This window comes from Luteimonas kalidii, from assembly GCF_029887935.1.
GTDB lineage: Bacteria > Pseudomonadota > Gammaproteobacteria > Xanthomonadales > Xanthomonadaceae > Luteimonas > Luteimonas kalidii.
On the sequence record NZ_JARXRO010000020.1, the window covers coordinates 566,779 to 593,139 of the forward strand.

22 protein-coding genes and 1 pseudogene are annotated in these 26,361 nt (G+C 67.3%); 12 read left to right on the plus strand and 11 right to left on the minus strand.

The genetic code is table 11. From position 1 onward, the window contains the following. Positions 1-240 precede the first annotated feature (240 nt). From QFW81_RS16125 to fcl, 5 genes and pseudogenes are all read left to right on the plus strand, one after another. Complete coding sequence (locus tag QFW81_RS16125) at positions 241-1,497, plus strand: hypothetical protein (protein ID WP_280580224.1); 1,257 nt, start codon at positions 241-243, stop codon at positions 1,495-1,497. Between the two features lie 208 nt (positions 1,498-1,705). Beyond that, a pseudogene (locus tag QFW81_RS16130) lies at positions 1,706-2,038 on the plus strand (transposase); the annotation flags it as partial. A 197-nt stretch (positions 2,039-2,235) separates the two neighbouring features. Next, positions 2,236-3,360: a GDP-mannose 4,6-dehydratase gene (gene gmd, locus QFW81_RS16135; RefSeq protein ID WP_280580225.1), complete on the plus strand. Its 1,125-nt coding sequence runs from the start codon at positions 2,236-2,238 to the stop codon at positions 3,358-3,360. A gap of 11 nt (positions 3,361-3,371) precedes the next feature. Continuing rightward, on the plus strand, positions 3,372-3,929 hold the full coding sequence (locus tag QFW81_RS16140) for a class I SAM-dependent methyltransferase (protein WP_280580226.1): 558 nt from the start codon (positions 3,372-3,374) through the stop codon (positions 3,927-3,929). Between the two features lie 2 nt (positions 3,930-3,931). Then, entirely contained in the window at positions 3,932-4,900 is a 969-nt protein-coding gene (gene fcl, locus QFW81_RS16145; protein ID WP_280580227.1) for a GDP-L-fucose synthase, read from the plus strand. Between the two features lie 109 nt (positions 4,901-5,009). Here fcl and QFW81_RS16150 read toward each other — a convergent pair whose 3' ends face one another. The 4 genes from QFW81_RS16150 to QFW81_RS16165 form a co-directional block, all read right to left on the minus strand. After that, positions 5,010-7,220 carry a hypothetical protein gene (locus tag QFW81_RS16150; RefSeq protein ID WP_280580228.1) on the minus strand — a complete coding sequence of 737 codons (2,211 nt, stop codon included), beginning with the start codon at positions 7,218-7,220 and terminating at the stop codon, positions 5,010-5,012. A gap of 100 nt (positions 7,221-7,320) precedes the next feature. Next, positions 7,321-8,463: a non-hydrolyzing UDP-N-acetylglucosamine 2-epimerase gene (gene wecB / locus QFW81_RS16155; protein WP_280580229.1), complete on the minus strand. Its 1,143-nt coding sequence runs from the start codon at positions 8,461-8,463 to the stop codon at positions 7,321-7,323. 63 nt (positions 8,464-8,526) lie between these two features. Beyond that, positions 8,527-9,465 (minus strand): electron transfer flavoprotein subunit alpha/FixB family protein, encoded by a 939-nt coding sequence (locus QFW81_RS16160; RefSeq protein WP_280580230.1) that lies wholly within the window; start codon positions 9,463-9,465, stop codon positions 8,527-8,529. Next, positions 9,465-10,211 carry an electron transfer flavoprotein subunit beta/FixA family protein gene (locus QFW81_RS16165; protein WP_149103698.1) on the minus strand — a complete coding sequence of 249 codons (747 nt, stop codon included), beginning with the start codon at positions 10,209-10,211 and terminating at the stop codon, positions 9,465-9,467. Before QFW81_RS16165 ends, QFW81_RS16160 begins: the two co-directional genes overlap by 1 nt. A 224-nt stretch (positions 10,212-10,435) precedes the next feature. Between QFW81_RS16165 and QFW81_RS16170 the strand changes: the two genes are divergently transcribed. The 3 genes from QFW81_RS16170 to QFW81_RS16180 all read left to right on the plus strand — a co-directional run bounded on the left by QFW81_RS16170 (position 10,436) and on the right by QFW81_RS16180 (position 14,284). Then, positions 10,436-11,149, plus strand: a complete 714-nt coding sequence (locus QFW81_RS16170; RefSeq protein ID WP_280580231.1) for a CoA transferase subunit A — start codon at positions 10,436-10,438, stop codon at positions 11,147-11,149. Then, positions 11,149-11,784, plus strand: coding sequence for a CoA transferase subunit B (locus tag QFW81_RS16175; RefSeq protein WP_280580232.1), 636 nt, complete (start codon positions 11,149-11,151; stop codon positions 11,782-11,784). Before QFW81_RS16170 ends, QFW81_RS16175 begins: the two co-directional genes overlap by 1 nt. Before the next feature lie 106 nt (positions 11,785-11,890). Continuing rightward, the gene (locus QFW81_RS16180) at positions 11,891-14,284 is read left to right on the plus strand and encodes a reprolysin-like metallopeptidase (protein WP_280580233.1); all 2,394 of its coding nucleotides are present in this window, start codon (positions 11,891-11,893) and stop codon (positions 14,282-14,284) included. A gap of 147 nt (positions 14,285-14,431) precedes the next feature. Here QFW81_RS16180 and QFW81_RS16185 read toward each other — a convergent pair whose 3' ends face one another. From QFW81_RS16185 to QFW81_RS16195, 3 genes are all read right to left on the minus strand, one after another. Next, complete coding sequence (locus QFW81_RS16185; RefSeq protein ID WP_280580234.1) at positions 14,432-15,169, minus strand: phosphoadenylyl-sulfate reductase; 738 nt, start codon at positions 15,167-15,169, stop codon at positions 14,432-14,434. Then, on the minus strand, positions 15,166-16,887 hold the full coding sequence (gene cysI / locus QFW81_RS16190; protein ID WP_280580235.1) for an assimilatory sulfite reductase (NADPH) hemoprotein subunit: 1,722 nt from the start codon (positions 16,885-16,887) through the stop codon (positions 15,166-15,168). The genes QFW81_RS16185 and cysI overlap by 4 nt, the downstream gene beginning before the upstream one ends. A 102-nt stretch (positions 16,888-16,989) precedes the next feature. Beyond that, entirely contained in the window at positions 16,990-18,828 is a 1,839-nt protein-coding gene (locus QFW81_RS16195) for an assimilatory sulfite reductase (NADPH) flavoprotein subunit (protein WP_280580236.1), read from the minus strand. A 136-nt stretch (positions 18,829-18,964) separates the two neighbouring features. On the opposite strand from QFW81_RS16195, the gene cysD reads away from it, so the two are divergent. After that, positions 18,965-19,894, plus strand: coding sequence for a sulfate adenylyltransferase subunit CysD (gene cysD, locus QFW81_RS16200; protein ID WP_280580238.1), 930 nt, complete (start codon positions 18,965-18,967; stop codon positions 19,892-19,894). Positions 19,895-20,131: 237 nt separating this feature from the next. Beyond that, the gene (cysC, locus tag QFW81_RS16205; protein ID WP_280580241.1) at positions 20,132-22,054 is read left to right on the plus strand and encodes an adenylyl-sulfate kinase; all 1,923 of its coding nucleotides are present in this window, start codon (positions 20,132-20,134) and stop codon (positions 22,052-22,054) included. A 21-nt stretch (positions 22,055-22,075) separates the two neighbouring features. Here cysC and QFW81_RS16210 read toward each other — a convergent pair whose 3' ends face one another. Both QFW81_RS16210 and QFW81_RS16215 read right to left on the minus strand, forming a co-directional pair. Continuing rightward, a complete protein-coding gene (locus QFW81_RS16210; protein ID WP_280580245.1) occupies positions 22,076-22,342 on the minus strand; it encodes a GlsB/YeaQ/YmgE family stress response membrane protein in 267 nt (88 codons plus the stop codon). Between the two features lie 90 nt (positions 22,343-22,432). Beyond that, the gene (locus QFW81_RS16215) at positions 22,433-23,926 is read right to left on the minus strand and encodes a M20 family metallopeptidase (RefSeq protein WP_280580248.1); all 1,494 of its coding nucleotides are present in this window, start codon (positions 23,924-23,926) and stop codon (positions 22,433-22,435) included. A gap of 201 nt (positions 23,927-24,127) precedes the next feature. On the opposite strand from QFW81_RS16215, the gene QFW81_RS16220 reads away from it, so the two are divergent. Then, positions 24,128-24,460 (plus strand): ComEA family DNA-binding protein, encoded by a 333-nt coding sequence (locus tag QFW81_RS16220; RefSeq protein ID WP_280580250.1) that lies wholly within the window; start codon positions 24,128-24,130, stop codon positions 24,458-24,460. A 208-nt stretch (positions 24,461-24,668) separates the two neighbouring features. Continuing rightward, positions 24,669-25,247: a HutD/Ves family protein gene (locus QFW81_RS16225; RefSeq protein ID WP_425604059.1), complete on the plus strand. Its 579-nt coding sequence runs from the start codon at positions 24,669-24,671 to the stop codon at positions 25,245-25,247. A gap of 220 nt (positions 25,248-25,467) precedes the next feature. Here QFW81_RS16225 and QFW81_RS16230 read toward each other — a convergent pair whose 3' ends face one another. After that, positions 25,468-25,800 (minus strand): non-heme iron oxygenase ferredoxin subunit, encoded by a 333-nt coding sequence (locus QFW81_RS16230; protein ID WP_280580253.1) that lies wholly within the window; start codon positions 25,798-25,800, stop codon positions 25,468-25,470. Further along, on the minus strand, positions 25,797-26,336 hold the full coding sequence (locus tag QFW81_RS16235; protein ID WP_280580254.1) for a GNAT family N-acetyltransferase: 540 nt from the start codon (positions 26,334-26,336) through the stop codon (positions 25,797-25,799). The genes QFW81_RS16230 and QFW81_RS16235 overlap by 4 nt, the downstream gene beginning before the upstream one ends. Positions 26,337-26,361 lie beyond the last annotated feature (25 nt).

Sequence of the window (26,361 nt, forward strand, 5' to 3'; positions counted from 1 at the left end):
GCTCTCCATGCGGCTCACCCCCGCACGGTAGTACGTGCGCACGTTCATCTGGCGGGCGACCCCGCCGTTCGTTCGAACGGAAAGCCCAGCATCGAGGCGACTTCCGCCGGGCTTCCACTTCACGGCACGAGCTGGCAGTTGGTGTAGTGGACATCGGCGGCGTCACAGGATGAGGTGTCCGTCTGGAACGATGCCTTTTGGAACGGTCGAGCGCGCTCGCGAGTGAGTTTGAGAAACGAAATGGTCGACATAATTGCTGTGCGGACGGACGGGTTTGGCCAGAGGCTGAAGGTCATGCTGCAAGCCATGAAGCTAGCCTCAGAGAATCGGATCGGCATGAAGTTTCTGTGGGATGAGAAAAAGGGCGCATACGGAAGCTTTCATTCATGCGGTGACGTGAACGAGATATTCTCATCAGATTTTGTGGAAAGGCATTACATAAAACAGAAGCCGGCAACAGTGCCTTGGCGTCGCGGCATTAACTACTCCGCTGTCGGTTTGGACATAGCTCTACGCAAATTCGATGGCGACGCGGGCGAGTGCTTTCGAGAGCAGTTCGAGAGTATCGGATTCGCTCCGAGAATGCAGAATGCAATCGACTTGGCTAGGCGTCCCGATGTCGCCAGGGCGTCCGCGATTCATCTGCGCGGTGGAGACATCTTGTACGGGGAGTTAAGGAAGCATGCTTTCACACATCAGGACAAGGTGATCCCTCTTCCTGTCGCAAAGAAGATGATCGCTTCAAGTGACGGCAAGAGATGGGTCGTTTTCGCTCAGGACTTGGCTCTTGAAGATGAACTCCGGAGCTACTCGAACGTCGTCATTTCAAGCGATCTCCGCGCTGATCTTACTTCCAATGCTGAGAAAACAGTTTTCGACATCGTGCTCATGTCGAGGTGCGAACAGATCTACGGAGGCACGAGCGCAGTCTGCGATATGGCCTCTATTATCTCTGGAAAAATACCAATTCGGCTAAGCGACATCTTTTCAAGTGGCGATGTGTTGTCGGCAATATCAGAGGATTCCAAGTACAGGGCTGGTGAGTACGACAACTTGCTCATGGCTTCTCTGAAGACATCTCTGTATTATTACTCTGCTCGCGACCCCTCTGACAGGGCTTTACTGGAAGAGGGTGCGGTCCTGGACCCCGGCAACCCCGGGTTCCCTGTGCTATATTTCTTCGCGCTGTGTAGCGACGGACGTTTTTCCGAGGCCGAAGAACTTGCCAAGGATGCTCTGAAGAGGAAGAAGGCATCGGCATGGCTGGGGGTGATTATGGCCTTCATGTCCAGGCCCGCCATCAGGCAGAAGGTGTTCACGGAGGATCCGGGAAACCTGTCGATGCTGGGATATCACAATGCGCATGCGATTGTGACGTTCTCAAGGGCGTGCTCCAGCGGCCAGCCTGCCCTGGTCGGAACATTGGAGCAATCGGTAAGCCCGAGCCTGGATGCGCTGGTTGCGCAAATGCAGGTTCTGCTCGGTGGGAGGAAGTAGTGGATGCGCAGTGAACGGTGCGGGTTTACGCCCAGGCATACCTCTCGCCCAGATATACTCTCAACGGATCCACGGACTCGGAGGTCTTCAGGTCCGATGGTTATTGATTCTCCAGCCTGTGGATGTGGTGTCTTCTATGCTAGGGATTCTCTGAACAAGTCGCCCCCGATCGCCGACAATACCGTTTGCTGATCGGAGGCGGGATGCGATGACGCAGTTGAGCTTCTCCGATGCCGAGCACGCCGGCAAGCGCAAGCAGACCCGGCGGGAGGTGTTCCTGGGGGAGATGGAACAAGTGGTGCCGTGGAAGGCACTGCTGGCGCAGATCGAGCCGCACTACCCGAAGGCGGGCCGTGGCCGCCATCCCTACGCGCTGGAGGCGATGCTGCGCATCCACCTGCTGCAGCAGTGGTACGCGCTGAGCGATCCTGCGATGGAGGAAGCGCTGTACGAGATTGCCTCGATGCGGCAGTTTTTCCGCCTGTCGCTGCTGGAGGCGATCCCGGACGAGACGACGATCCTCAACTTCCGGCACCTGCTGACGGGGAAGGTGTGTCCGAAGATCGGAAGCAAAGGGAATCTTCAGGCAATTCCGGCCTGAGAACGGTTTTGGAAGCCGGTAGCGTGGAACCGAATCGAGGCCGATTGCACAGAACAAGGCCGAGGTGTCAGGCTGGCGGCTTGTTCAGACCGTCCCTAGGCGGGTAGCGCGCTATCAATATAGGATGGCAAAAGTTTATGACTCAGAAAACTGCTCTCATCACAGGCATTACGGGCCAAGATGGCTCTTATCTGGCTGAATTTCTGCTGGAGAAGGGCTACATCGTGCACGGAATCAAGCGCCGTGCGTCGCTGTTCAACACCCAGCGCGTGGATCACATGCTTCAGAACCCTCAGGATGCCGGTTCTCGCTTCCACCTTCATTATGGTGACCTCACTGACACCAGCAACCTGACCCGGGTCATCGCTGAAGTGCAGCCGAACGAGGTCTACAACCTGGGCGCACAAAGCCATGTGGCGGTGAGTTTTGAAGCGCCGGAATACACGGCGGACGTGGATGCCCTTGGTGCCTTGCGTTTGCTCGAGGCGATCCGTTTCCTCGGGCTGCAGGACAAGACCCGCTATTACCAGGCGAGCACCAGCGAGCTCTACGGCCTGGTGCAGGAGATTCCACAAAGGGAAACCACGCCCTTCTACCCGCGCAGCCCGTACGGCGTGGCCAAGCTTTACGCGTACTGGATCACGGTGAACTACCGCGAAAGCTATGGCATGTACGCGTGCAATGGCATCTTGTTCAACCATGAAAGTCCGCGCCGGGGCGAAACCTTCGTTACCCGCAAGATCACGCGTGGCCTGGCGAACATTGCCCAAGGCCTGGAGAAGACGCTTTACATGGGCAACCTGGACGCACTGCGCGACTGGGGCCATGCCAAAGACTATGTCCGGATGCAGTGGATGATGCTGCAGCAGGAGAAGCCGCAGGATTTCGTTATCGCCACCGGCGTTCAGTACAGCGTGCGGCAGTTCATTGAAATGGCGGCGAGGGAACTTGGCGTCATGGTGGCCTTTGAGGGCAGTGGCGCGGAAGAAAAGGGCGTTGTGGTGAAGGTAGAAGGAGACATGGCGCCTGCCCTGAAGCCAGGGGATGTGATAGTCACGATTGACCCGCGCTATTTCCGACCGGCAGAGGTCGAGACCTTGCTGGGCGATCCCACGAAGGCAAAGGATGAGCTGGGCTGGATCCCCGGAATCACGCTGCGCGATATGGTGGCAGAGATGGTGGCCAGTGACCTGTCGACCGCAAAGCAGCATGCGTTGCTCCGGACCCATGGCTATGACATCGCTCTAAGCTGCGAAAACTAGGGGTACTCATGATGAGCCAGATGGCTATCGAGAAATTGCATCTGGGTTGCGGCCCGCGCCACATACCCGGCTGGTACCACGTTGATGCACTTGCGCTGGCGCATGTCGATCATGTCGGACCGGTTGATGATCTGGCGTGGATCCCAGACGGTTCGGTGGGCATCATTTATGCCTCGCACGTGTTGGAACATTTCGGGCGCCATGCTTACATGAAGGTGTTGCAGGAGTGGCGGCGGGTGCTGCGGCCAGGCGGCATACTGCGCATCGCGGTTCCCGACTTCGCAGCCGCGGCCAGACTCTATGTTTCGGGGGCGTTGCCAAGGGGAATCGAGGAGATACGAGGGCTGATGTCCGGTGGTCAGAAGGACCAGTACGACTATCACTTCAATGTTTTCGACGAGCCTTCGCTCAAGGCTGCGATGCTGGAAGCCGGATTTTCCTCGGTGCGACATTGGGACTGGCGCACGACCGAGCACGCCGGCATCGACGATTTCTCGCAAGCGTACCTGCCGCACCTGGACAAGACGAACGGCACGCTGGTTTCTCTGAATCTTGAAGGTATAGCCTGAGCATGCAGTCGGATTCCAGAATCTATGTCGCCGGCCACCGCGGGATGGTTGGTAGTGCCATCGTGCGCACCTTGAAGGCGCAGGGCGTGCCGGACAAGAACATCGTCACTCGTACTCACGCCGAGCTGGACTTGACTGACCAGCGGGCAGTGGGCGAGTTTTTTGCGCAGGAAAGGCCTGATCAAGTTTATCTGGCTGCCGCCAAGGTGGGTGGCATCCACGCCAACAATATCTACCCGGCCGATTTCATTTACGACAATATGATGATGCAGGCCAACGTCATCCAGGCCGCGCACCGGAACGACGTGCAGAAACTGCTCTTCCTCGGGTCCAGTTGCATTTATCCGCGCATGGCCCAGCAACCGATGAGGGAAACTGCGTTGCTGACCGGAACGCTGGAGCCGACCAACGAACCGTATGCCATCGCCAAGATCGCTGGCATCAAGCTGTGTGAGAGCTACAACCGCCAGTACGGGCGCGACTACCGTAGCGTGATGCCTACCAACCTCTATGGTCCAGGCGACAATTACCATTCCGAGAACAGCCACGTCATTCCAGCGCTTCTGCGGCGCTTTCACAAGGCCAAGGCGGGGAATGCGCCCGAGGTCGTCATCTGGGGGACGGGAAGCCCAAAGCGCGAGTTCCTTTTTGTGGACGACATGGCGGCAGCCAGCGTGTTCGTGATGAACCTGGACGATGAGGTTTACTGGAACGAAGTGCAGCCACAACTAAGTCACATCAACGTGGGCTATGGCGAAGACGTGACGATCGCGGAGCTGGCGCAAACAATCGTCGGCGTGGTGGGTTATGCAGGCGATGTGGTTTTCGATGCGAGCAAGCCAGATGGTCCGCCCCGCAAATGGATGGATTCGGGACGGCTCAATGCGTTGGGATGGAAGCCTGTGGTCGCGCTGGAAGAAGGATTGCGGCGCGCTTATCAGGACATGCTGCGGGCCGCGGGTTACGCCTGAATCTTCGCTGGTGACATGTTGGCGCGCACTCAAAACTGACCCAGGCTGCGCGTTGAAAATTGACCTGCCCGGGCAGGTCACGTTATCGTCCTTCGCGGTTACATGTGTGTTATGGACTGTCGCCCAGCAGCGCGATGCCCAGCGCGTCACGCGTGCCGACCACCCGCGACCGGTGCCGCGCTTCGTCTTCCGCCATCTGCCAGGTGTGGAATCCCGCTTGGCCGCTGCGGTAGCGGACGAAGTTGAATCCGTCCATCGACAGGACGTCCAGCCCGGCGTCGTGGCAGCGGAGGATGAAGTCCGAGTCCGAACCGCCGCGCCGCCGTTCGGAGAAGGGTATGTCCCGAAGCACCTGCGCCTTGCCGCCCAGCGTGCCGCCGGCCACGAGCGCCGTGCGCGAGCGGATCGCTTCGTGGACGTGGTTGGCGTAGTGCGCCCACTGGGGGTCCCAGAGCAGTTCGTCGACGCGCTCCAGGTAGTTGAACATCGGGGACTTTCCGAACACGGCGTGGTCGCCGGTCCGCTGGTACAGCATGATGTCGCCGAGATACTCGCGACCATAGAGATCGTCGTCGTCGACCTTGGTCCAGTAGGGGGCATCGGTGTGCGCCGCCGCGAAATTCAGGCATGCGCCGAGGCTGCAGTTCGATCCCATTTCAAGGAAGGTGATGGCTTCGCCCTCCCGGACCATGGACGTCAGGTCGCGCCGCGGGATGCTGTCGCCGTGGACGACGACGACGAGCTCCTTGGCGGGGTAGGCATCGCGGCGGAACCGTTCGATACAGTCCTGGAGCCGCTCCGGGCGCATGGTGGCCAGCAGACACGCGATCTTCGGCTCATCGGCCTGGAATCCCGCATCGGTGTCCCCGAGCAGACTGGAAATCCTCTGCAGCCGGTGGGCGACCGTGTGCGAGTGCATCAGCCCCCGCCAGGACCGGTGGCGCCAGCGTTCGGCTGCTAGTGGATCCGACAGTAGCGCCGCCAGCGCATCGACCGGCTCACCACCACCCTGGTCGAGCACGGGCAGCCCGAACTCGTCCAGCACGGCCTGGTTCCCGTCCAGTCGGGCGACGATGCTTCCGCAGGCGGCTGCCTGCAGCATGCGCTGGACACTGTGCGATCGTCCCGCGATTGGCTCGTTCGCGAAGACTTCCGCACCCTGGACCCGGTTGAGTGCCAGCCGGTCGTGCCGGTCCAGGCACCCCACCACGTACCGCCTGAACTCCGGACTGTCGGCCAGACGGATGCGGCCGAACTCCCAGCGGCTTTCCGCCACGAGCAGGCGGTGTTGCTGCAGCCTGCGCAGCACCGGAAGCTCGTGAAGCCGTTCCCCCTGCAGGTCCCACCAGCCATCAAATGTGATGCGATCCGAAAGCGACGCGGCCGCCAGTTGCAGGCCCGGGCCGCGCAGCCGATTGTGGAGCGCCGGCTGGATCGCCGGTGGCAGGTACTCGACCGGGTGTCGGGTCGCATTGGCGAGCGCTGCGGCCGTCGCGGAGTCCGCCGCGCACAACAGGTCGGCATGCTCTGCGAGCCAGGCGAACTGGGCAAGATTGGCGATCGTGTCGCGATACCACACGACCACGCGGATGCCGACCTGCCTGCAGTGTTCCAGCAGTCGGAGCAGCGACTCCTTGCGGCCGTCGCGCGTCAGCGCATAGCGCCAGTGCCGGTGCTCGACATGCCACACCGGTTCGATCAACAGGAACCTGGGCCGTTCCCGGGACAGGGTCGACTCCCAGTCGTCGTCCTTCAACGCGAGGACGCGGGCATCGAAGGCGAGATCGAGCTGGAGGTCCGGGCTGCCGATGAACGCAATCGTCGGAGGCGCGGCCTTCCAGCCGAGATACCCGGGGATCTCGGCTGGTGAAGGGGCGCGCAGGATGTCGAGGACGCGATCGTTGACCACGCCTTCAAGACCTGCACCGAAGTCGAGCAACCGGAAGGTGGCGTTGTCGGACTCGATGTCGCCCTTCTGTGGCCGCAGCAGCCCGGGTGCGAGTCCTCCGGCGCCTGCGTATGCACCTTCACCCGGGTCGCCGGGGGTGGAATCCACCCCTCGCGGCGCGAGTCTCGACATCGCCCAGCGCAGCGGTGCGGTCACGCGCCATGAGCGGCTGCGCAGCAGGCCCTCGCGTTCGACCACCAACGCGGCGTTCCTGGCGCGCTCGTCCGCCAGTGCAGATTCGAATTTGCGGATGCGGGCGCGCCCTTCGTCCGGGTCCGGACGTGCAGGAAGGTCAGCCGGTCGCTCGACATCAGGATTCAACGGGTGGTCCTCCACGTCCTGCGAAGCGTCGACGCCTGCGGCCGCGGCCATTGCGGCGCGTCACTCCGGAGCTCGTCGCCTGCGTACGCAGGCGGAGTTCCCCGATGAGGGTGACCAACGCACCACAATCCGCCGCGACCGCCGGCAGTGATCACCGGCTTCCCCTGCCGGCAGCATATTGCAGCATGATCGAGGCGATCCGGTCGGCTGCGCGCCCATCCCCGTACGGGTTCCGGGCCTGCGCCATGGCGGCGTGGGCTGCCGGGTCGTCCAGTACCTGGAACGCGGCCTCGACGATGCGTGTGCTCGCGGTGCCGACGAGGCGGGCGGTGCCGGCTTCCAAGGCCTCCGGGCGCTCTGTGGTGTCGCGCATGACGAGGACGGGTTTGCCCAGCGCGGGTGCTTCTTCCTGGATCCCACCCGAATCGGTGATGACCAGATGGGCACGGGACATCAGGTATACGAATGGAAGGTAGTCCAGCGGTTCGATCAGATGGATGCCCGGTTGATCGCCTAGTAGCCGATAGACGGGTTCCTGCACGCTGGGGTTCAGGTGGACGGGATAGACGACCTGGACGTCGCCGCGCGCGGCAATGGCCCGCAAGGCGAGACAGATCTGCTCGAATCCCTGACCGAAATTCTCGCGGCGATGGCCGGTTGCGAGCACCAGCCGCTTGCCCGCCTCCAGGAACGGGAACCGTGCCGCCAGAGCAGCCTCAAGTTGGGGGGCCCGCCTGATCCTGTCGGTCGCCATGACCAGTGCGTCGATAACGGTGTTGCCGACCACGTGGATATGCTCCCCGGGCACGCCTTCCGCCTCCAGATTCGCCCTGGAACGTTCCGTCGGTGCGAAATGCCACCTGGCCAGCGCGTCGGTGAGCTTGCGGTTCGCCTCCTCGGGCCAGGGAGCATCCAGGTCCCCGGTGCGCAGACCCGCCTCCACGTGGGCGACAGGAACGCGGTGGTAGAACGCGGCCAGCGCGGTGGCGAGCGTGGTGGTGGTATCCCCGTGTACGAGGACGACATCGGGCCTGCGCCGCGAGATGACTTCGTCCATCCCTTCGAGGATGCGGGCCGTCAGCGCCGACAGGCTCTGGCCGGGCTGCATCAGGTCGAGATCGTCGTCGGGGACGATCCTGAACAGGGCCAGGGCCTGATCGAGCATCTCACGATGCTGCGCGGTCACCGCGACGCACACGTCCATGGCGTCCGTCGCCCTGAGCGCTGCGACCACCGGCGCCATCTTGATGGCTTCCGGGCGCGTGCCGAACACCACCATGGCGCGGTTACGCATGCAGGCTCCCCGCGCCGACGCCGTCCCGGTTGCGTTCGCGGGGACAGCCGGAGTCCAGAGCGCTCAGATCGCCGCCTCGAGTGCTGGAAGCAACGTGAACAAATCCCCCACCAGCCCGATATCCGCGATCTCGAAGATCGCCGCGTCCGGATCCTTGTTGATCGCGACGATCGTGCCGGCGTCCTTGATGCCGGTCAGGTGCTGGATCGCACCGGAGATGCCGATCGCCACGTACAGTTCGGGAGCGATGATCTTGCCGGTCTGTCCCACCTGCAGCTCGTTGGGCACGTAGCCGGCGTCGACCGCGGCGCGCGAGGCGCCCACTGCCGCGCCGAGCCGGTCGGCGAGCTTATAGATGATCTCGAAGTTCTCCTTCGAACCCACGCCGCGTCCGCCCGAGACCACGCGCTTGGCGCCCTGCAGGTCGGGGCGGTCGGACTTGGCCTGTGCCAGACCGATGAAGCGGGTATGCGTGGGCAGTTCGACCTCGATGCTGGCCGCCTCTACCGGAGCCGCATCGCCCTGGGCCGCTTCCGGCCAGGAGGCGGTGCGAATCGTGGCGACCACGGCCTGGTCCGCGGGCGCCTCGACGGTCACCACTGCGTTGCCGGCGTAGATCGGGCGCTTGAACACGTGCGCGGATTCGACCGACATCAGGTCGGACACCTGTGCCACGCCGAGCAGCGCGGCCACGCAGGGCGCCAGGTCCTTGCCGAAGGTGGTGCTGGGCAGGAACACGTGGCTGTAGCCGTCGGCCAGGCGCGCGACCTGGGGCGCCAGCATCTGGGCCACCGGGTGCGCGTTGGCGGCGTTCGCCACCGTCAGCACGCGGGACACGCCGGCGATGCGCGCGGCTTCGGCCGCGACCACGTCCGGTTCCGACGCCAGTACGGCGACGTCGATGGCCTCCGGCGACAGCGCCTGCGCCGCGCTCACGGTGCGCGCCGTGGCCGCGTTGAGCCGGCCGTCGAGATGTTCGGCGATGACGAGGACCTTGGCCATCACAGCAACCCCTTCTGCTTGAGCGCGGCCACCAGTTCGGCCGCATCCTTGACCATCACGCCCTTGCTGCGCCCGCCCGGAGCGGCGTAATGGGTGGTCTTGAGGAAATCCGCCGGCTCGATGCCGAGCTCGGACAGCTGCAGCGTCTCCATCGGCTTGCTCTTGGCCTTCATGATGTCGGGCAGCTTGATGAAGCGCGGCTCGTTCAGGCGCAGGTCGGTCGTGACGACGGCGGGCAGATCGACCTCCAGCGTCTCCAGCCCGGCATCGACCTCACGCGTGACCGTGGCCTTGCCGTCAGCGATTTCCAGCTTCGACGCGAACGTCGCCTGCGGCCGGCCCCAGAGGGTGGCCAGCATCTGGCCGGTCTGGTTGGCGTCGTCGTCGATCGCCTGCTTGCCCAGGATCACCAGGTCGGGCGACTCCTTCTCCACCAGCTTCAGCAGCGTACGCGCCGCGGTGAGCGGCTGGATCGCCTGGTCGGTGACCACATGGATGGCGCGGTTGGCGCCCATCGCCAGGCCGTTGCGCAGGTGCGCGGCCGCATCGGCCGGCGCGATGGTGGCCACCACCACCTCGGTCGCGACGCCCTTGTCGCGCAGCCGCAGCGCCTCTTCCAGCGCGATCTCGTCGAACGGGTTGGCGGAGAGCTTCACGCCGTCGGTGACCACACCCGATCCATCCGGCTTGACCTGGATACGGACGTTGTAGTCGACCACGCGCTTGTAGGCGACGAGGATCTTCATCGGGGTGGGGGTCCTTGGGGACGCGGCGCGGGACGCCGGAGTGCCGCGATTTTACCGGCCCCCGACCCGGGGCGCGACCCCGCTGTCGGGTCACGCCGGCGGCCCGTTCCCCGACCGCCGTGTGGTGGGCGCATCCGCTGCGCACGCAGGCGGCGCACGAAGGGCAAGATGTCGGTGCAGTCCCGGCTGGTTAGAATCCCCGCATTCGTGACGACGAGACCCGCATGGCCACTTCCAAACGATTTCCCGGCGCCCGGGCTGCACTGGCCGACCTGGTGACCGACGGCCAGACGCTCGCGGTCGGTGGCTTCGGCCTGTGCGGCATCCCCGAGGCGCTGATCGCCGCGCTGCGCGATTCGGGCGTCACCGGGCTCACGGTCATCTCCAACAACGCCGGGGTCGACGGCTTCGGTCTCGGCCAACTGCTGGAGACCCGCCAGATCCGCAAGATGATTTCCTCTTACGTGGGGGAGAACAAGGAATTCGAACGCCAGTACCTGGGCGGCGAACTGGAGCTCGAGTTCAATCCCCAGGGCACGCTGGCCGAGCGCCTGCGCGCCGGCGGCGCCGGCATCCCGGCCTTCTTCACCCGGACCGGGTACGGCACGGTCGTGGCCGAGGGCAAGGAAACCCGGCAGTTCGACGATGGCCACTGGTACGTGCTGGAGACCGCGCTCAAGGCCGATCTCGCCCTGGTCAAGGCCTGGAAGGCCGACGAAGCGGGCAATCTCGTATTCCGCAAGACCGCGCGCAACTTCAACCCGGCCTGCGCGATGGCGGGCAAGGTCTGCGTCGCCGAGGTCGAGGAGATCGTGGCCACCGGACAGCTGGAACCGGACCACGTCCACCTGCCGGGCATCTACGTCGATCGCCTGGTCCTGAACCCGACCCCCGAAAAGCGCATCGAACAGCGCACCGTGCGCCAGGAGACCCGCTGATGCCGTGGACCCGCGACCAGATGGCCCAGCGCGCCGCGCAGGAACTCAGCGACGGCGCCTACGTGAACCTCGGGATCGGCCTGCCGACCCTGGTGGCCAACTACATCCCCGACGGCATGGACGTCTGGCTGCAGTCGGAGAACGGCCTGCTGGGAATCGGCCCGTTCCCGACCGAGGACGAGGTCGATGCCGACCTGATCAACGCGGGCAAGCAGACGGTGACCGCCCGCGCCGGCGCCAGCTACTTCGGTAGCCACGATTCGTTCGCCATGATCCGCGGGGGGCACATCGACCTTGCCATCCTCGGCGCGATGCAGGTCACCAACCGCGGCGACCTGGCCAACTGGATGGTGCCCGGCAAGATGGTCAAGGGCATGGGCGGGGCCATGGACCTGGTGGCCGGGGTCAAGCGCGTGGTCGTGCTGATGGAACATACGGCGAAGAACGGCGAGCACAAGATCCTGCCCGAGTGCACCCTGCCGCTGACCGGGGTTGGTGTGGTGGAACGGATCATCACCGACCTCGCAGTGCTGGATGTGACCCCGGATGGTCTGGTGCTCAGGGAACTGGCCCCGGGGGTGGACGAAGAGGCGCTGCGGGCGAAAACCGGAGCGGAGTTCACGCGGGGGACGTGATGGCCTGCTTTCAGGCCTCGTTTAGCTACCGGCCAGCCGGGAGCGCGCGTATGCTGCGACACTGTCCGCCGCAGGGGCGGCATTTCTCCACTTTTCGGGACGCGACATGCGCAAACATCTTCTGGGCCTGATGCTGGTCGCCGGGTTGGCCGGCTGCACGTCGGAGTCCGACTCCGATCCCGCGGCGGCTGCAGTGCCCAAGACCGCGGATTCTCCGGCATCCGGTTCGCTGCCCACGGGCGAATCGCTGGCGGCGCTGCGTGGTTCGCCAACGAGCTTCGCGTCGCTGCCCGACCGGGGCGAACTGCTGTCCTATGGCGGCGCGCGCAAGAGCCGGCAGTCCGGTGCGTATACCTATCACCCGGTCGCCCTGAGCGAAGCGCATGCGCTCAATGCAATCGGGAGTGGTGAGCTGGTCTTGGCCACGCCCGACGGCGAGCCGGTGAAGATCAAGTACGAGCGCCACGAAGAGCAGCCCGACGGGAACTGGACCTGGATCGGCCGCAACGCCGATGGATCCAGCGCGATCCTGACCTTCGGCGAGAAGGCCGTGTTCGGCATGATCTCGCGCGGCGACGACTACTACCGCGTCCGCACCGACCGGACCGGTGCGTGGGTGGTGGAGACCGACCGCAGCCTGCTGGCTTCCAACGGTGGTCGCCGCGAAAACGGGTCCGACTTCCTGCTCCCGCCCGAAGCCAGTGCGCTGACCGCCGCCGCCGCTCGCCATCTGTCGAAGGCCGCGCCATCCGCATCTGCGGATGTTTCCACCAAGGCAGCGGCGGTGATCGACGTGCTGATCGGCTATTCCAGTGGTTTGGCGAGTGTCTACGGCAGCCAGTCTGCCGCGGCGACTTTCGTGACGAGCCTGGTGGCCCTGACCAACTCGGCCTACGCGAACAGTGGCGTGAACATGCGTCTGCGCACGGTGCACACGCTGCAGGTCAACTATGCCGACACCTCGGACAATCAGGATGCGTTGCAGCAGCTGACCGGCTATGACGCCGATGCCCAGCAGCCGATCACGCCCAATTCGGCCTTCAGCGCATTGCGCGAGGCGCGCGAAGAGTACGGCGCGGACCTGGTCGCATTCGTGCGTCGTTATCGTGAGCCGGAACAGGATGGTTGCGGCATCGCCTGGTTGCTGGGCATGAACGGCTCGGGCATTTCCGCCGACGACGATGCAGGGTTCGGCTACGCGGTGGTCAGTGACGGCGAGGATCGCGACGAAAGCGACAACAACACCTACTTCTGTAGCGATTTCTCGCTCGCGCACGAACTTGGCCACCTGATGGGGCAGGCGCACAACGAGGAGGATGCGCTCGACGAGGGTGCCCACGAGTATTCCTACGGATACCGCGAGGCATCAGCGACCGGCTTCCATACCATCATGGCGTACCCGTCCGGCACGTCCCAGGTGGAGATTCCCAACTTCGCCAATCCCCAGGTCACGCGATCCTCGCGTCCGACGGGCGTAGCGGGCGAGGCGGACAATGCCCGCAGCATGAACCTGACCATGCCCATCATCGGGCAGTTCAGGGAGACAGTGGTTCCGCTTCCGCAGGTTGCGCCCCGTGACGTCAACGGCGACGGGACGTCCGAACTGCTGTGGCGCCGGACCAACAGCGGCACGCAGAACTTCCGCTACTGGCGCATTTCCGCTACCGGGGCGGTGACCAAGAGCCCGTACTTCTCGTTCGATGTCCACTACATCCTGGCCGCGACGGGCGACTTCAATGGCGATGGCCTGCTCGACCTCGTGTGGGCGAATCCCACCACGGGACACGTCAGCATGCGGATCGGCAATGGTTCGTCGTTCGGTACCCGGGTGGATCTGGGCAACGCGTACTCGGGCGGGTGGCGGATCGAGGGCGCCGGCGACGTGGATGGCGATGGGCGCGCCGAGTTGCTGTGGCGCCGGACCAATACCAACAGCGAGAATTTCCGCTACTGGAAGATCGCGTCCAACGGAGACATCACGAGGGGGCCGCTGCTGTCGTTCACGAACACGTACATGCTCGCGGCGACCGGCGACTTCAATGGGGATGGATTCCTCGACCTGGTGTGGGCCAGGCCTGCTTCCGGCCATACCACCATCAGGCTCGGGGATGGCGCGGGGTTCTCGACCAAGCTCGACCTCGGCAATCCGTACAGCGGCGGATGGCGGATCGATGGAACGGGCGACGTTGACGCCGACGGCCGGTCCGAAATCTTCTGGCGGCGCACGAATACCGACAGCGACAACTTCCGCTTCTGGCGCATTGCATCGAACGGAAACGTGACCAAGAGTGCCTATTTCTCGTTCTCCAGGCACTACATACTGGCGTCGACGGGCGACTTCAACGGTGACGGGAACGTGGACCTTGTGTGGGCGAACCCGAGCACCGGCCATGTGACGGTGCGTATCGGAAGCGGTACGTCGTTCGATTCGAAGCTTGACCTCGGTTCGCCGTACAGCACGAACAGTTCAAGCTGGCGGATCACCTCTCCCGGGAAGTGATCGCGACCGCGCCGGGCCGCCGTTTCTCGGCCCGGCGCACAATCGCATCGTGCCGACCGCAGGGGGTGTACCCGACCGTCGCGCGCGACACCACGTCGCAGGACGTGACACTCTCCCTGGCTGTGAACCGGTTGGTCGCGCGCGCTGCTAGGCAGCTGCGGACTCATCGTCGAAATGCAGCCCGCACTCCCGCTTCAGGCCGAAGAAGCGGGTGTCCTCCTCGCTGAGTCCGGCGGTTAGCGGGCGCGTGGTATGTACATCTCCGATCGAGACATAGCCCTGGTCCCATAGCGGGTGGTAGGGCAGGTCGTGGCGGGCGAGGTACTGGCCGACGTCGCGGTCGCTCCAGTCGGCGATCGGGTGCAGCTTCCAGCGTCCGTCCTTGCGTTCCAGGAAATCGATGCCGGCGCGTGTACGCGCCTGGCTGCGGCGCAGGCCGGCGATCCAGGTCCCCACGCCGAGCTCGCGCAGCGCGCGCTGCATCGGCTCGACCTTGCGCAGGCGGTTGTAACGCTCGATGCCGTCGACGCCTTCTTCCCAGATCCGGCCCATGCGCGCCTCCATCCAGGCCACGCCGATCTGCGGCCGGTAGACCTTGAGGTTGAGCGAGAGGCGTTCGCTCATCTCGTCGATGAAGCGGTAGGTCTCGGGGAACAGGTAGCCGGTGTCGACCACCACGACCGGCAGGTCCGCGCGCTGACGGGTGGCCAGGTGCAGCGACACCGCCGCCTGCGCGCCGAAGCTCGACGACAGCACGTGCTCGCCGGGCAGGGTGTGCAGCGCCCATTCGACGCGCTCCTCGGCGCGGCGGCCGGCCAGCCAGCGGTTGAGCTCGGCGCGCGCGACAGACGGCTCGAGCGCGGCATCCGGAGTGGGGATATTCATGCGATGTCCTCGACCAGGGTGCTGTCGATCCGAATGTGCTGGCGGCGATCCTTTGCGGGGATGTCGACCACGCCCGTCCGCAGCAGGAAGTCGCCGAAACCCTCGCCAGCGAGCCGCGTCGCGCCATAGCGCGCGAGCAGCGGTTCGAGTTCGGCCAGGATCTGGGCCTGCGTGATGTTCTCGCGGTACAGGGTGTTCAGCCGCTGTCCGCGATGGTCGGCGCCGAGCATCAGGTTGTAGCGGCCCGGTGCCTTGCCCACGAGCGCGATCTCGCCCAGGTAGGGGCGCGAGCAGCCGTTGGGACAGCCGGAAATGCGCAACAGGATCGGCGTCTCGGCCAGGCCGTGGGTCTCGAGCATCGGCTGCAGCGCAGCGGTGAACTCGTTCACGTAGCGCTCGGCCTCGGCCATGGCCAGGCCACAGGTCGGCAGCGCGACGCAGGCCATCGCCGTACGCGCGAGCGCGGTCGGCGCGCCGTTGACCGCATCCAGCGCGTGCGCGCGCACCAGCGCATCGATCCGCGCGCGCTCGCCGGCAGGCACGCCGGCGATCACCAGGTTCTGGTTGCCGGTCATCCGGAACTCGCCGCGATGGATACGGGCGATCTCGCGCAGTCCGGTGAGATGCGGCATGCCGGGACGATCGGCGATGCGGCCGGACGGCAGCGACAGGGTCAGGTGCCAGTGGCCGTCCTCGCCCTCGACCCAGCCGTAGCGGTCGCCGTTGTGCTCGAACGGGGCCGAGCGCGGCGCGCCGAACGCGACGCCCGCGCGGCGTTCGATCTCGGCCTTGACCACCTCCAGGCCGTGATCGTCGATCGTGTACTTGAAGCGCGCGCGCTTGCGCACGTCGCGGTTGCCGAGGTCACGCTGGGTGGTCACGACCGCGGTCGCGACCGCCAGCAGCGCCTCGCGCGGGATGAAACCGACGTTGTTGCCCAGGCGCGGATAGGTCTCGGCATCGCCATGGGTCGCGCCCATGCCGCCACCGATGGTCACGTCGTAGCCCACGATCCCGCCGGCGTCGTCGGCCACGCCGATGAAGCCGAGGTCGTTGGCGTATACGTCCACGTCGTTCACCGGCGGCAGCGCGAAGCCGATCTTGAACTTGCGCGGCAGGTACTTGTCGCCGTAGATCGGCTCGTCCTCGCCACCACTGCCGGCCACGCGCTCCTCGTCCAGCCAGATCTCGTAGTAGGCGCGGGTGTTGGGCAACAGGTGCTCGGACGTGCGCGCGGCATCGGCGTAGAGCGCGGCGTGGGCGCGCGACAGCAGCGGGTTGGCCGCCACCTGCACGTTGCGGTTGACGTCGCCGCAGGCGGCCAGCGTGTCGATCAGCGCGGCGTTGATGGCCTGCATCGTCGCCTTGAGCTCGCGCTTGATCACGCCGTGGAACTGGAACGCCTGGCGGGTGGTGACGCGCAGCGAATGGTTGGCGAAGCGGGTGGCGATGGCGTCGAGCCCGAGCCACTGCTCCGGCGTGACCACGCCCCCGGGCGTGCGGGTGCGGATCATGAACTGGTAGGCGGGCTCGAGCTTCTGGCGCCGGCGCTCGTCGCGGATGTCGCGGTCGTCCTGCTGGTAGCTGCCGTGGTACTTGATCAGCGTCTGGTCGTCCTCGCGCAGCGCGCCGGTCACCGGATCGGCGAGGCTGTCGAGCAGCGAACCGCGCAGGCGGTTGCTCTCGGCCTTGATGTCTTCGACGGAATGGTTGCTCATGGCGTTGCCGGGACGACGGGTCGGGGCGGGAACGTGGCTGGGCCGGCCCCCATCCGCCGTTCGGGCATCTTTCCCCGCACAGCGCGGGAAGGGATGAGCCGGTCAGTAGACGTCGCGCGCATAGCGGCCTTCCTTCTGCAGGGCCGACAGGGACTCGGCCGCGGCCTCGGCATCGCCACCGTTGTGCGCGGCGACGATATCGAGCAGGGCCGCGTGCACGTCCTTGCCCATGGCGATCGCGCCGCACACGTACAGGTGCGCGCCCGCCTGCAGCCAGTCGTAGAGCTCACGGCCGCGCTCGCGCAGGCGATGCTGCACGTAGACCTTGTCGGCCTGGTCGCGCGAGAACGCCAGGTCCAGGCGATGCAGTTCGCCGGTGCGCAGCGCGTCCTGCCATTCGGCCTGGTAGAGGAAGCCGGTGTTGAAATGCTGGGCGCCGAAGAACAGCCAGTTGCGGCCGCCGGCGCCGGTCTCTGCGCGTTCCTGCACGAAGCCGCGGAACGGCGCAACGCCGGTACCGGGGCCGATCATGACGATGTCGCGCGCGCCGTCAGCCGGCACCCGGAAGCGCTCATTCGGTTCGACGTACACCGGCACCTGGCCGCCTTCGGCGAGCGCGGCGAGGAAGCTGCTCGCGGCGCCCGCATGCGCCTGGCCGTGGGCGTGGTAGCCGAGGACGTCGACGGTCAGGTGCGCCTCGTCGCCCACGCGCTTGCGGCTCGAGGCGATCGAGTACAGCCGCTGTGCCTGCGGGCGCAGCGCCGCGAGCAGCGCATCGGGTTCCCAGGCGGCAGGCCATCGGCGCAGCACGTCGATCAGCTGGTGGTCTCCGAGCAGGGCCGCCAGGCCGGGCTGGCCGGGTTCGAGCAGCGTGGCCAGGTCGGCGCTGCCGCTGCGTTCGGCCAGCGTGGCCAGCAGCGGCCGCGACAGCCGGCTGAGCTCGCGGCGCGTGGCCAGCCACTCGGACAGCGGCAGCGTGTCGGCGCCGATGGTCGCCACCGTGTCGCCGTCGAGCTTGGTCGCCTCCAGCACCGCGGCGACCAGCGCCTCGGGGTTGCGGTGGCGGATGCCGAGCGCGTCGCCCGGTTCGTACGCCAGGCCCGAACCATCCAGCGACAGCTCCAGGTGGCGCACGTCCTTGTCGATGGCGCCGTAGCGCCGGAAGCCGGTGCCGCGAAACTCGCGCCCGCTCAGCGACTGGTTGGCCAGCACCTCGGCCGGGAACGGACGCTCGTGTGACCAGCTCGCCGCGGGGCGCAGCGGGGTCACCGTGGCCACGTGGGACGCCGCGGGAGCGGTGGCCTTCAGCAGCTCCGCGGCGCTCGCCAGCGCGGTCTCGCGCCACGGCCCGGCCACGGTGTCGATGTCGAGGTCCGCCATCGCGACCTCGGCCAGACGCTTGGCGCCGAGTTCGGCCAGGCGGGCATCGATGCGGCAGGCGATGCCGCAGAAGTCGGCGTAGCTGGTGTCGCCCAGGCCGAGCACCGCGTACTTCAGTTCCGGCAGTTTCGGCGCACGCCGACCGGCGAGGAACTCGACGAAACCGATCGCATCGTCCGGCGGGTCGCCCTCGCCCTGGGTGCTGATCACCACGTACAGCAGGCGCTCGGCGGCGAGTTCGCGGGTCGCGTAGGCATCGGCGCGCACCAGGCGCGCAGGAAGGCCGGCTGCCTGGACCCGCTCGAACAGCGCTTCGGCGGCGCGCCGCGCGTTGCCGGTCTGGCTGCCGTAGACGATGGTCAGGCGCGCGCCGGAGGCGGCCTCGGCGCGGGGAGGCGCCGGCGCCGCGGCGGCGGGTCCACCGGCGCGGCTGGCCAGGCCCGCGGCATAGCCCGACAGCCACCACAGCCCGGCCGGCTCCAGCCCCTGGGTGAGGCGGACCAGCGCGTCCGCCGTCTCCTGCGGAAACGGCAGCGCGGGCAGTGCGGCAGGTGCGGACATCCTCCGGCGTTCCTTGGATGAGGGGACGTTCGAAGGCTAGGCAGGCGCGGCCGGCGCGGGAAAGGAGGGTCGGTTATGCAGTCATGCCCTGCGGTGATTTACCTCGCGCGGGACCCTCCTGCTTAAATCGCTGGCGATGACGCTTCTACAGCCACTTCCACACGCAGCCACGGCCACCGACCTCGACCGGCTCGAGGCCGAGAGCCTGCACATCCTGCGCGAGGTCGCGGCGGAGTGCCGCAATCCGGTGCTGCTGTACTCGATCGGCAAGGACAGCTCGGTCCTGCTGCACCTGCTGCTCAAGGCCTTCGCGCCGGCGCTTCCGCCGATCCCGCTGCTGCACGTAGATACCACCTGGAAGTTCCGCGAGATGATCGCTTTCCGCGACCGTCGCGCCGCCGAGACCGGGATCGAGCTGCGCGTGCACATCAACGCCGACGGCGTGCGCGAGGGTGTCGGTCCCTTCAGCCACGGCGCCAGCGTGCATACCGAGGTGATGAAGACCCAGGCGCTGAAGCAGGCGCTGGAGGCCGGCGGCTACGACGCCGCGATCGGCGGCGCGCGGCGGGACGAGGAGAAATCCCGCGCCAAGGAGCGCGTGTTCTCGTTCCGCGACGCGCAGCACCGCTGGGATCCGCGCCGGCAGCGGCCGGAACTCTGGAACCTGTACAACGCGCGCGTCGGCGAGGGCGAAAGCGTGCGCGTGTTCCCGCTGTCGAACTGGACCGAGCTCGACGTGTGGCGCTACGTGCGCCGCGAGAACATCGACGTGGTCCCGCTGTACTTCGCCGCCGAGCGCCCGGTGGTGCGCCGCGACGGTACCTGGATCATGGTCGACGACGAGCGCTTCGTGTTGCGCGACGGCGAGCGGGTGGAGCAGCGCCGGGTGCGCTTCCGTACCCTGGGCTGCTATCCGCTGACCGGCGCGGTGGAATCGGACGCGGCCGATCTGGACGCGGTGATCGCCGAGATGGAGACCAGCGCCCAGTCCGAGCGGGCAGGCCGCCTGATCGACCATGCCGACGGCGATTCGATGGAGAAGAAGAAGCGGGCCGGCTATTTCTGAGGCGTGAGGCACGGGCGCCCGTACCCGGATGAGGCTGGAAGACGGCGAGCGCCCGGATGGCGTGTCCGGGAGGCGGGATCGGCCGGCATGGAGGATCGCCGGTGCGACTGCGGACGACGGACCTTCGCCGGACCCCGTCCGCCCGTTGCCGGCCGCCGGCCTGCACCGGGATCCAAGGCGGAACGCGAGACCGGCGTCCTTGCGCCGCATCCCTGCACTGTTGGAGGAAGAGAGTCGATGACGAGCGCGGCCAGCGACCTGTACCGGCGGACCGGCGTCTATGCCGATCCCAAGCCGCATGGACCGGAGACCGGATCCGACGCTCCGGACACGGAGACGGGCTTCCTGCGCCTGATCGCCTGTGGCAGCGTCGACGACGGCAAGAGCACGCTCATCGGGCGCCTGCTGCACGAGGCCGGTCGTGTGCCCGACGACGAGCGCGTCGCGCTGGCGCGCGCCAGTGCCACCCACGGCACCCGTGGCAGCGAGATCGACTATGCCCTCCTGCTAGACGGCCTCGACGCCGAACGCGAGCAGGGCATCACCATCGACGTCGCCTGGCGCCACCTGCAGACCGCGCGCCGCCGGTTCCTGATCGCGGACTGCCCGGGCCACGTGCAGTACACCCGCAACATGGCCACTGGCGCGTCGGTGGCCGACCTGGCCATCGTGCTGGTCGACGCCACCCGCGGGCTGCTGCCGCAGACCTTCCGCCATGCCGCGATCCTGTCGCTGTTCGGCGTGCGCCACGTGCTGCTGGCGGTCAACAAGATGGACCGGGTGGGCTTCGACCGGGCGGTGTTCGAAGACATCGCGTCGCGTTTCGACGCGCATGCGCAGCGCCTGGGCATCGCGGACGTGGTCGCGATCCCGGTCGCGGCCGCGGTGGGCGACAACGTCACCATGCGCTCGGCCGCGATGGACTGGTACCAAGGCCCGAGCGTGCTCGCGCACCTGGAATCGGTGCAGGTGCCTGCGGACGATGCCGGCGCGCCGCTGCGCCTGCCGCTGCAGTCGGTGCTGCGCGATGCCGCTGGCGGGCGCTGGCTGGCGGGCACCCTGGCGTCGGGCACGGCGCGCGTCGGCGACGCGGTCCGGGTGGAACCGGCCGGTGCAGCGAGCACGATCGCCGCGCTGTCCGTATCCGGCACGTCGCGCGCGTCCGCGCACGCGGGCCAGGCGGTGACGGTGCAGCTGGCGGACGAGGTCGACGCCGGACGTGGACACGTGCTGGCCGCGGCCGATGCGCCGCTGGCGCACAGCGACCAGGTGGTGGCCGACGTACTCTGGTTCGACGAAGGCGCGCTGCTGCCCGGACGGCGCTACCAGCTCAAGCTCGGCACCCGCACCGTCGGCGCCCGGATCAGCGAACTCAAGTCCCGGCACGATCCGGAAAGCCTGCAGCCGCTGGCGGCCAAGCGGCTGGAATTCAACGAGATCGGCGAGATCGTGCTGTCGCTCGACGCGGTGGTCGCGTTCACCCCTTACGCGGAGAGCGCCGCGCTCGGCGGCTTCATCCTCGTCGACCCGCTGACGCGCGCGACGGTCGGCGCGGGCATGATCCGCCACGGGCTGCGCCGTGCCGACAACATCCACTGGCAGGCGCTGGACGTCGACCGCAAGGCGCGCGCCGCGCTCAAGGGACAGCAGCCGCGCTGCGTCTGGCTCACCGGCCTGTCGGGCGCCGGCAAGTCGACGATCGCCAACCTGGTCGAACGCGGCCTGCTGGCGCGCGGGCTGCACACCTACCTGCTCGACGGGGACAACGTGCGTCACGGCCTCAACCGCGACCTCGGATTCACCGACGAGGACCGGGTGGAGAACCTGCGGCGCGTGGCCGAGGTCGCGAAGCTGATGACCGACGCCGGACTGATCGTGCTGGTCAGTTTCATCTCGCCGTTCCGGGCCGAACGCCGCGCCGCGCGCGCGCTGTTCGACCCGGGCGATTTCATCGAGGTGCACGTGGACACGTCGCTGGCCGAGGCCGAGCGACGGGACGTGAAGGGGCTCTACGCCAAGGCGCGCCGCGGCGAGCTGCCCAACTTCACCGGGATCGACTCCGCCTACGAACCGCCCGAACATGCCGAGCTTGTGCTCGATACCGAGGCCGACGCGCCCGCCGCGCTTGCGGAACGGGTGATCGCGCACCTGCTGGACTGAACGCGTACTGCCGCGCGCGAATCAGCGCCGGCGGAGTGCGCCGACCACCACCAGGATCACGATCGCGCCCACCAGCGAGGCGAGGAAGCCGACCTGCTCGCCCGCCGCGTACCAGCCCATGGTGCGACCGAACCAGCCCGCCAGCAGCGCGCCGCCGATGCCGAGCAGGATCGTCATGATCAGCCCCATGCGGTCGCGGCCGGGTTTGAGCAGGCGTGCCAGCACGCCCACCACCAGGCCCACCAGGATGATCCACAGCCAGCTGCTGCCGCCGAAGACGCCGTCCATTCCCCTGCCCCCGTGTTGTCGTTGATGGATCGATGAGTCGCGAAGACTGGCAGGACCGGCGCCGCCGCGCCAGTCCTGCCGGACGCCGGCTCAGCAGCAGCCGTGGTCGCCGCGGCGCGCGCCGCTGTCGGGCGCGACCGCCGCGCCGGTGGTCTCGCCGCGCTGGCTGGCGAGGTGGTGTTCTGCGATCACGCGTGCGACCGAGGCGGTGACCTTCTTGCCCATCGGGATGTGCAGGAATTCGTTCGGCCCGTGGGCGTTCGAATGCGGTCCAAGCACGCCGGTGATCATGAACTGCGCGCCGGGGAACTTCTCGCCGAGCATGCCCATGAACGGGATCGAGCCGCCTTCGCCCATGTACATCGCCGGCTGGCCGTAGAACTCGCGGCTCGCGGCATCGATCGCGCGCTCCAGCCACGGCGACATCGCCGGTGCGTTCCATCCGGTCGCCGCCTTCTCCAGCGCCAGCGTCACCTTCGCGCCGTTGGGCGGATCGCGCAGCAGCGCCTCCTGCAGCAGTTCGCCGGCGCGTCTGCCGTCCACGGTGGGCGACAGACGCAGCGACAGCTTGACCGCCGTGTGCGGACGCAGCACGTTGCCGGCCGAATCCAGCGACGGCACCCCGTCCACGCCGGTCACCGACAGCGCCGGACGCCAGGTGCGGTTGAGCACCAGTTCGGCCAGGTCGTCGTGCATGGGCTGCAGTCCAGCCACCAGCGGGAACTTGTCGTAGATCGCGGTGCCCAGCACCTCGGCGGCGCGGCGCGCTTGCTGGAGGCGTTCGGCCGGGACGTCGGCATGCAGGCCGTCGACGAGGATGCGTCCGGTGCTCTCGTCCTCGATCCGCGACAGCAGCTGGCGCAGCAGGCGGAAGCTCGACGGCACCACGCCGGAAGCATCGCCCGAATGCACGCCTTCCTCCAGCACCTGCACGCCCAGGTTGCCGCCGGCCAGGCCGCGCAGGGAGGTGGTGCACCAGAGCTGGTCGTAGTTGCCGCAGCCCGAGTCCAGGCACACCACCAGCGACGGCTTGCCGATGCGGTCGGCGAGATGATCCACGTAGGCGGGCAGGTCGTAGCTGCCCGATTCCTCGCAGGCCTCGATCAGCACCACGCAGCGCGCATGCGGCACCTGCTGCTCGTGCAGTGCCATCAGCGCGGCGAGCGAGCCGAAGATCGCGTAGCCGTCGTCGGCGCCTCCGCGGCCATAGAGCCGGTCGTCGCGCAGCACCGGCTTCCACGGGCCCAGGTCGTCGTCCCAGCCGGTCATCTCCGGCTGCTTGTCGAGGTGGCCGTAGAGCAGCACGCAGTCGTCGTCGCTGCCGCCGTGTGCGGCGGGAACCTCGAGGTAGAGCAGCGGCGTGCGGCCTTCGAGCTGCACGACCTCGACGCTCATGCCGGGAACGGGCTGCGCGCGCGCCCATGTCTCCATCAGCTTCACCGCGTCGGCCATGTAGCCGTTGCGCGCCCAGTCGGCGTCGAACATCGGCGACTTGTTGGGAATGCGGATGTATTCGACGAGCTGCGGAACGATGTCGTCGTCCCACTTCCCGGCGACGTAGCGGTCGACCTTGCTGGCGTCCATGGACACCTCCGGTTGTGCGAAAGGGCGATTGTAACGCCGGCCCCGCGTAGGGCTTTTCCGACGGCGTCCTACGGGGTAACCCGGGTCCGCGGCAGTGGATGCGGCGATGTTCCAGGCGTCCGCGCTCCGGGAGACTGTCTCCACCGGCGGGCGGCTGCCTGCCGGCGGCAAGGAAACCCACCACAGTTCAGGAGATCGGACATGAAGATGCTCAAGCACGGCCTCGCAGCGCTGCTGCTCTCGCTGGCGATGGCCGGCACCGCGCTCGCCGCGGAGAAGGTCAACGTCAATACCGCCGATGCCGCCACGCTCGACCGCGTGCTGGTGAACGTCGGCCCGTCGAAGGCCGAGGCGATCGTCGAATACCGCAAGGCCAACGGGCCCTTCCGCAGCCCGGAGCAGCTCGCCGAGGTCAAGGGCATCGGGTTGCGCACCGTGGAGCAGAACCGCGAGCGCATCGTCGTGGCCGCACCGGCCGCCAAGCCGGCCGGCGCCGCCGCCGGAGCCACCCGCGCCACCGCGAAGACGCGCTGAGCGCAGGAGTCGGCGGGCGCGCNCGCACGGACGCGCGCCCGCGACGGGGAGCAGGGACCGCTCCGCGGACCGGCAGGATGCCGTGACAGGGACGTGCCGCCGCCCGTTCCGTGCCAGGGACCGGCACGGGCGGGCGGCCACTGCGTGGGCCGGGGGCACGGGCTCCCTGCGCACCCACGGCTACACTTCGCACATGGACCGCGCATGCGTGATTCCCGCCCAGGAGTACCGCCGGTCGCGCTGGCGCAATGGCGGTGGATGGACGCGCGAGATCCACGCCGAAGGCGATGCCGACTGGACCTGGCGCCTGTCGATCGCGGAACTCGAGGGCAGGGCACTGTTTTCCCGGTTCCCGGGTGTCGAGCGCGAGCTGGTCCTGCTCGACGGCGAGGGCCTGCAGCTGGAGTTCGACGACGGCCGGGTCCACACGCTGGCGCCGCCGTACCAGCGCCTCCGCTTCGCGGGGGAACGCGGACTGCATGGCGCGCCGTCGGGCGGGCGGGCGCAGTGCTTCAACCTGATGTGGCGACGCGATGTCGTCGATGCGGCGCTGTGGCACCGGCCGCTGGCCGGGGCGATGGTGGTGTTCGTCGATCCCGGAGCGACCTGGGCGCTGCACCTGGTCGCCGGGCGGGTGCGCTTCGAAGGCGACCTGCTGCCGGAGATGGCGACGGGCGACACCGCCCTGCTGCGCCACCGCGGGGGTCGTACGCGCTACGCGTTCGATGGCGGGGGCGAGGCGCTGCTGGTCCGGATCGATCCGCGATCGGACACGGCGGTGCGGTAGGCGTCGCGGTGGTCCGGGGAACCGGCCCGTCGCCACCGGCGCAGCCCTCATTCACGCGGCGATCCGCCACGGCAGGTTCGATGTGGAAAGCCTGAGGGCGTACGGGGATGGTCGCTCGATGGCAGCACGCAGAGCCTGCGACGAGTGTCCGCCGGACCCGCCGACCCGCAAGTCCCGGCCACCCGGCGCGTTCGCGTTTCCCACCGGCGGCGCCACCGGCTCAGTCGCGATCGTCCCGGGTCCAGACCCCGCCGTGTTCGAGCTTCACCGGGAACTTCGCCACCGGGGCGTAGGCGGGGGCGCACAGCGCGCGGCCGTCGCGGATGTCGAACTTCGCGCCGTGCAGCACGCATTCGATGGTCGCCGCGGCAGGGTCGTATGCGCCGGACGACAGTTCGAACGCCTCGTGGCTGCACAGGTCCTCGAGCGCGTACAGGTCACCGTCGAGGTTGAACACCACGATCGCTGCCCCCGTCGTCTCGTCGAATGCGACCTTCATCTCGCCGGGCAGCAGGTCCCCGGCGGCACACACGAAGGTCCAGGCGTCGCTCATGCCGGCACGCCTGCGAGCGGCTTCTCCAGCACTTCGAAGCGCAGGTCGTCGCGGCGCGGGATGCCGAAGCGCTCGTCGCCGTAGGGGAACGGACTGAGGATTCCGGTGCGCCGGTAGCCACGGCGCAGGTACCAGGCGATGAGCTCCTCGCGGACGTCGATCACGGTCATGCGCATGCTGGACAACCCCCAGTCCTCGTGCACGATCCGCTCGCATTCGGCCAGCACGATCCGGCCGATACCGCTGCCCTGCGCATCCGGCCGCACCGCGAACATGCCGAAGTAGCCGGCACCCGCGGCCTCGGCGACGTGCGCGCAGGCAAGCAGCGCCGCCCCGCGCTCGAGCAGCACGACGCGGCTGCGCGGCCGCTCGATGTCGTGGCGCAGCACATCGGGGTCGATCCGGTTGCCATCGAGCAGGTCCGCCTCCGTGGTCCAGCCCTGGCGGCTGGCATCGCCCCGGTAGGCCGACGTCACCAGCGCGACCAGGGCCGGAACGTCGGCGGCCGTGGCCGCCCGGAATGCGTGTGGGTCCATGGCGGAATCTTACGGAACATCGCAC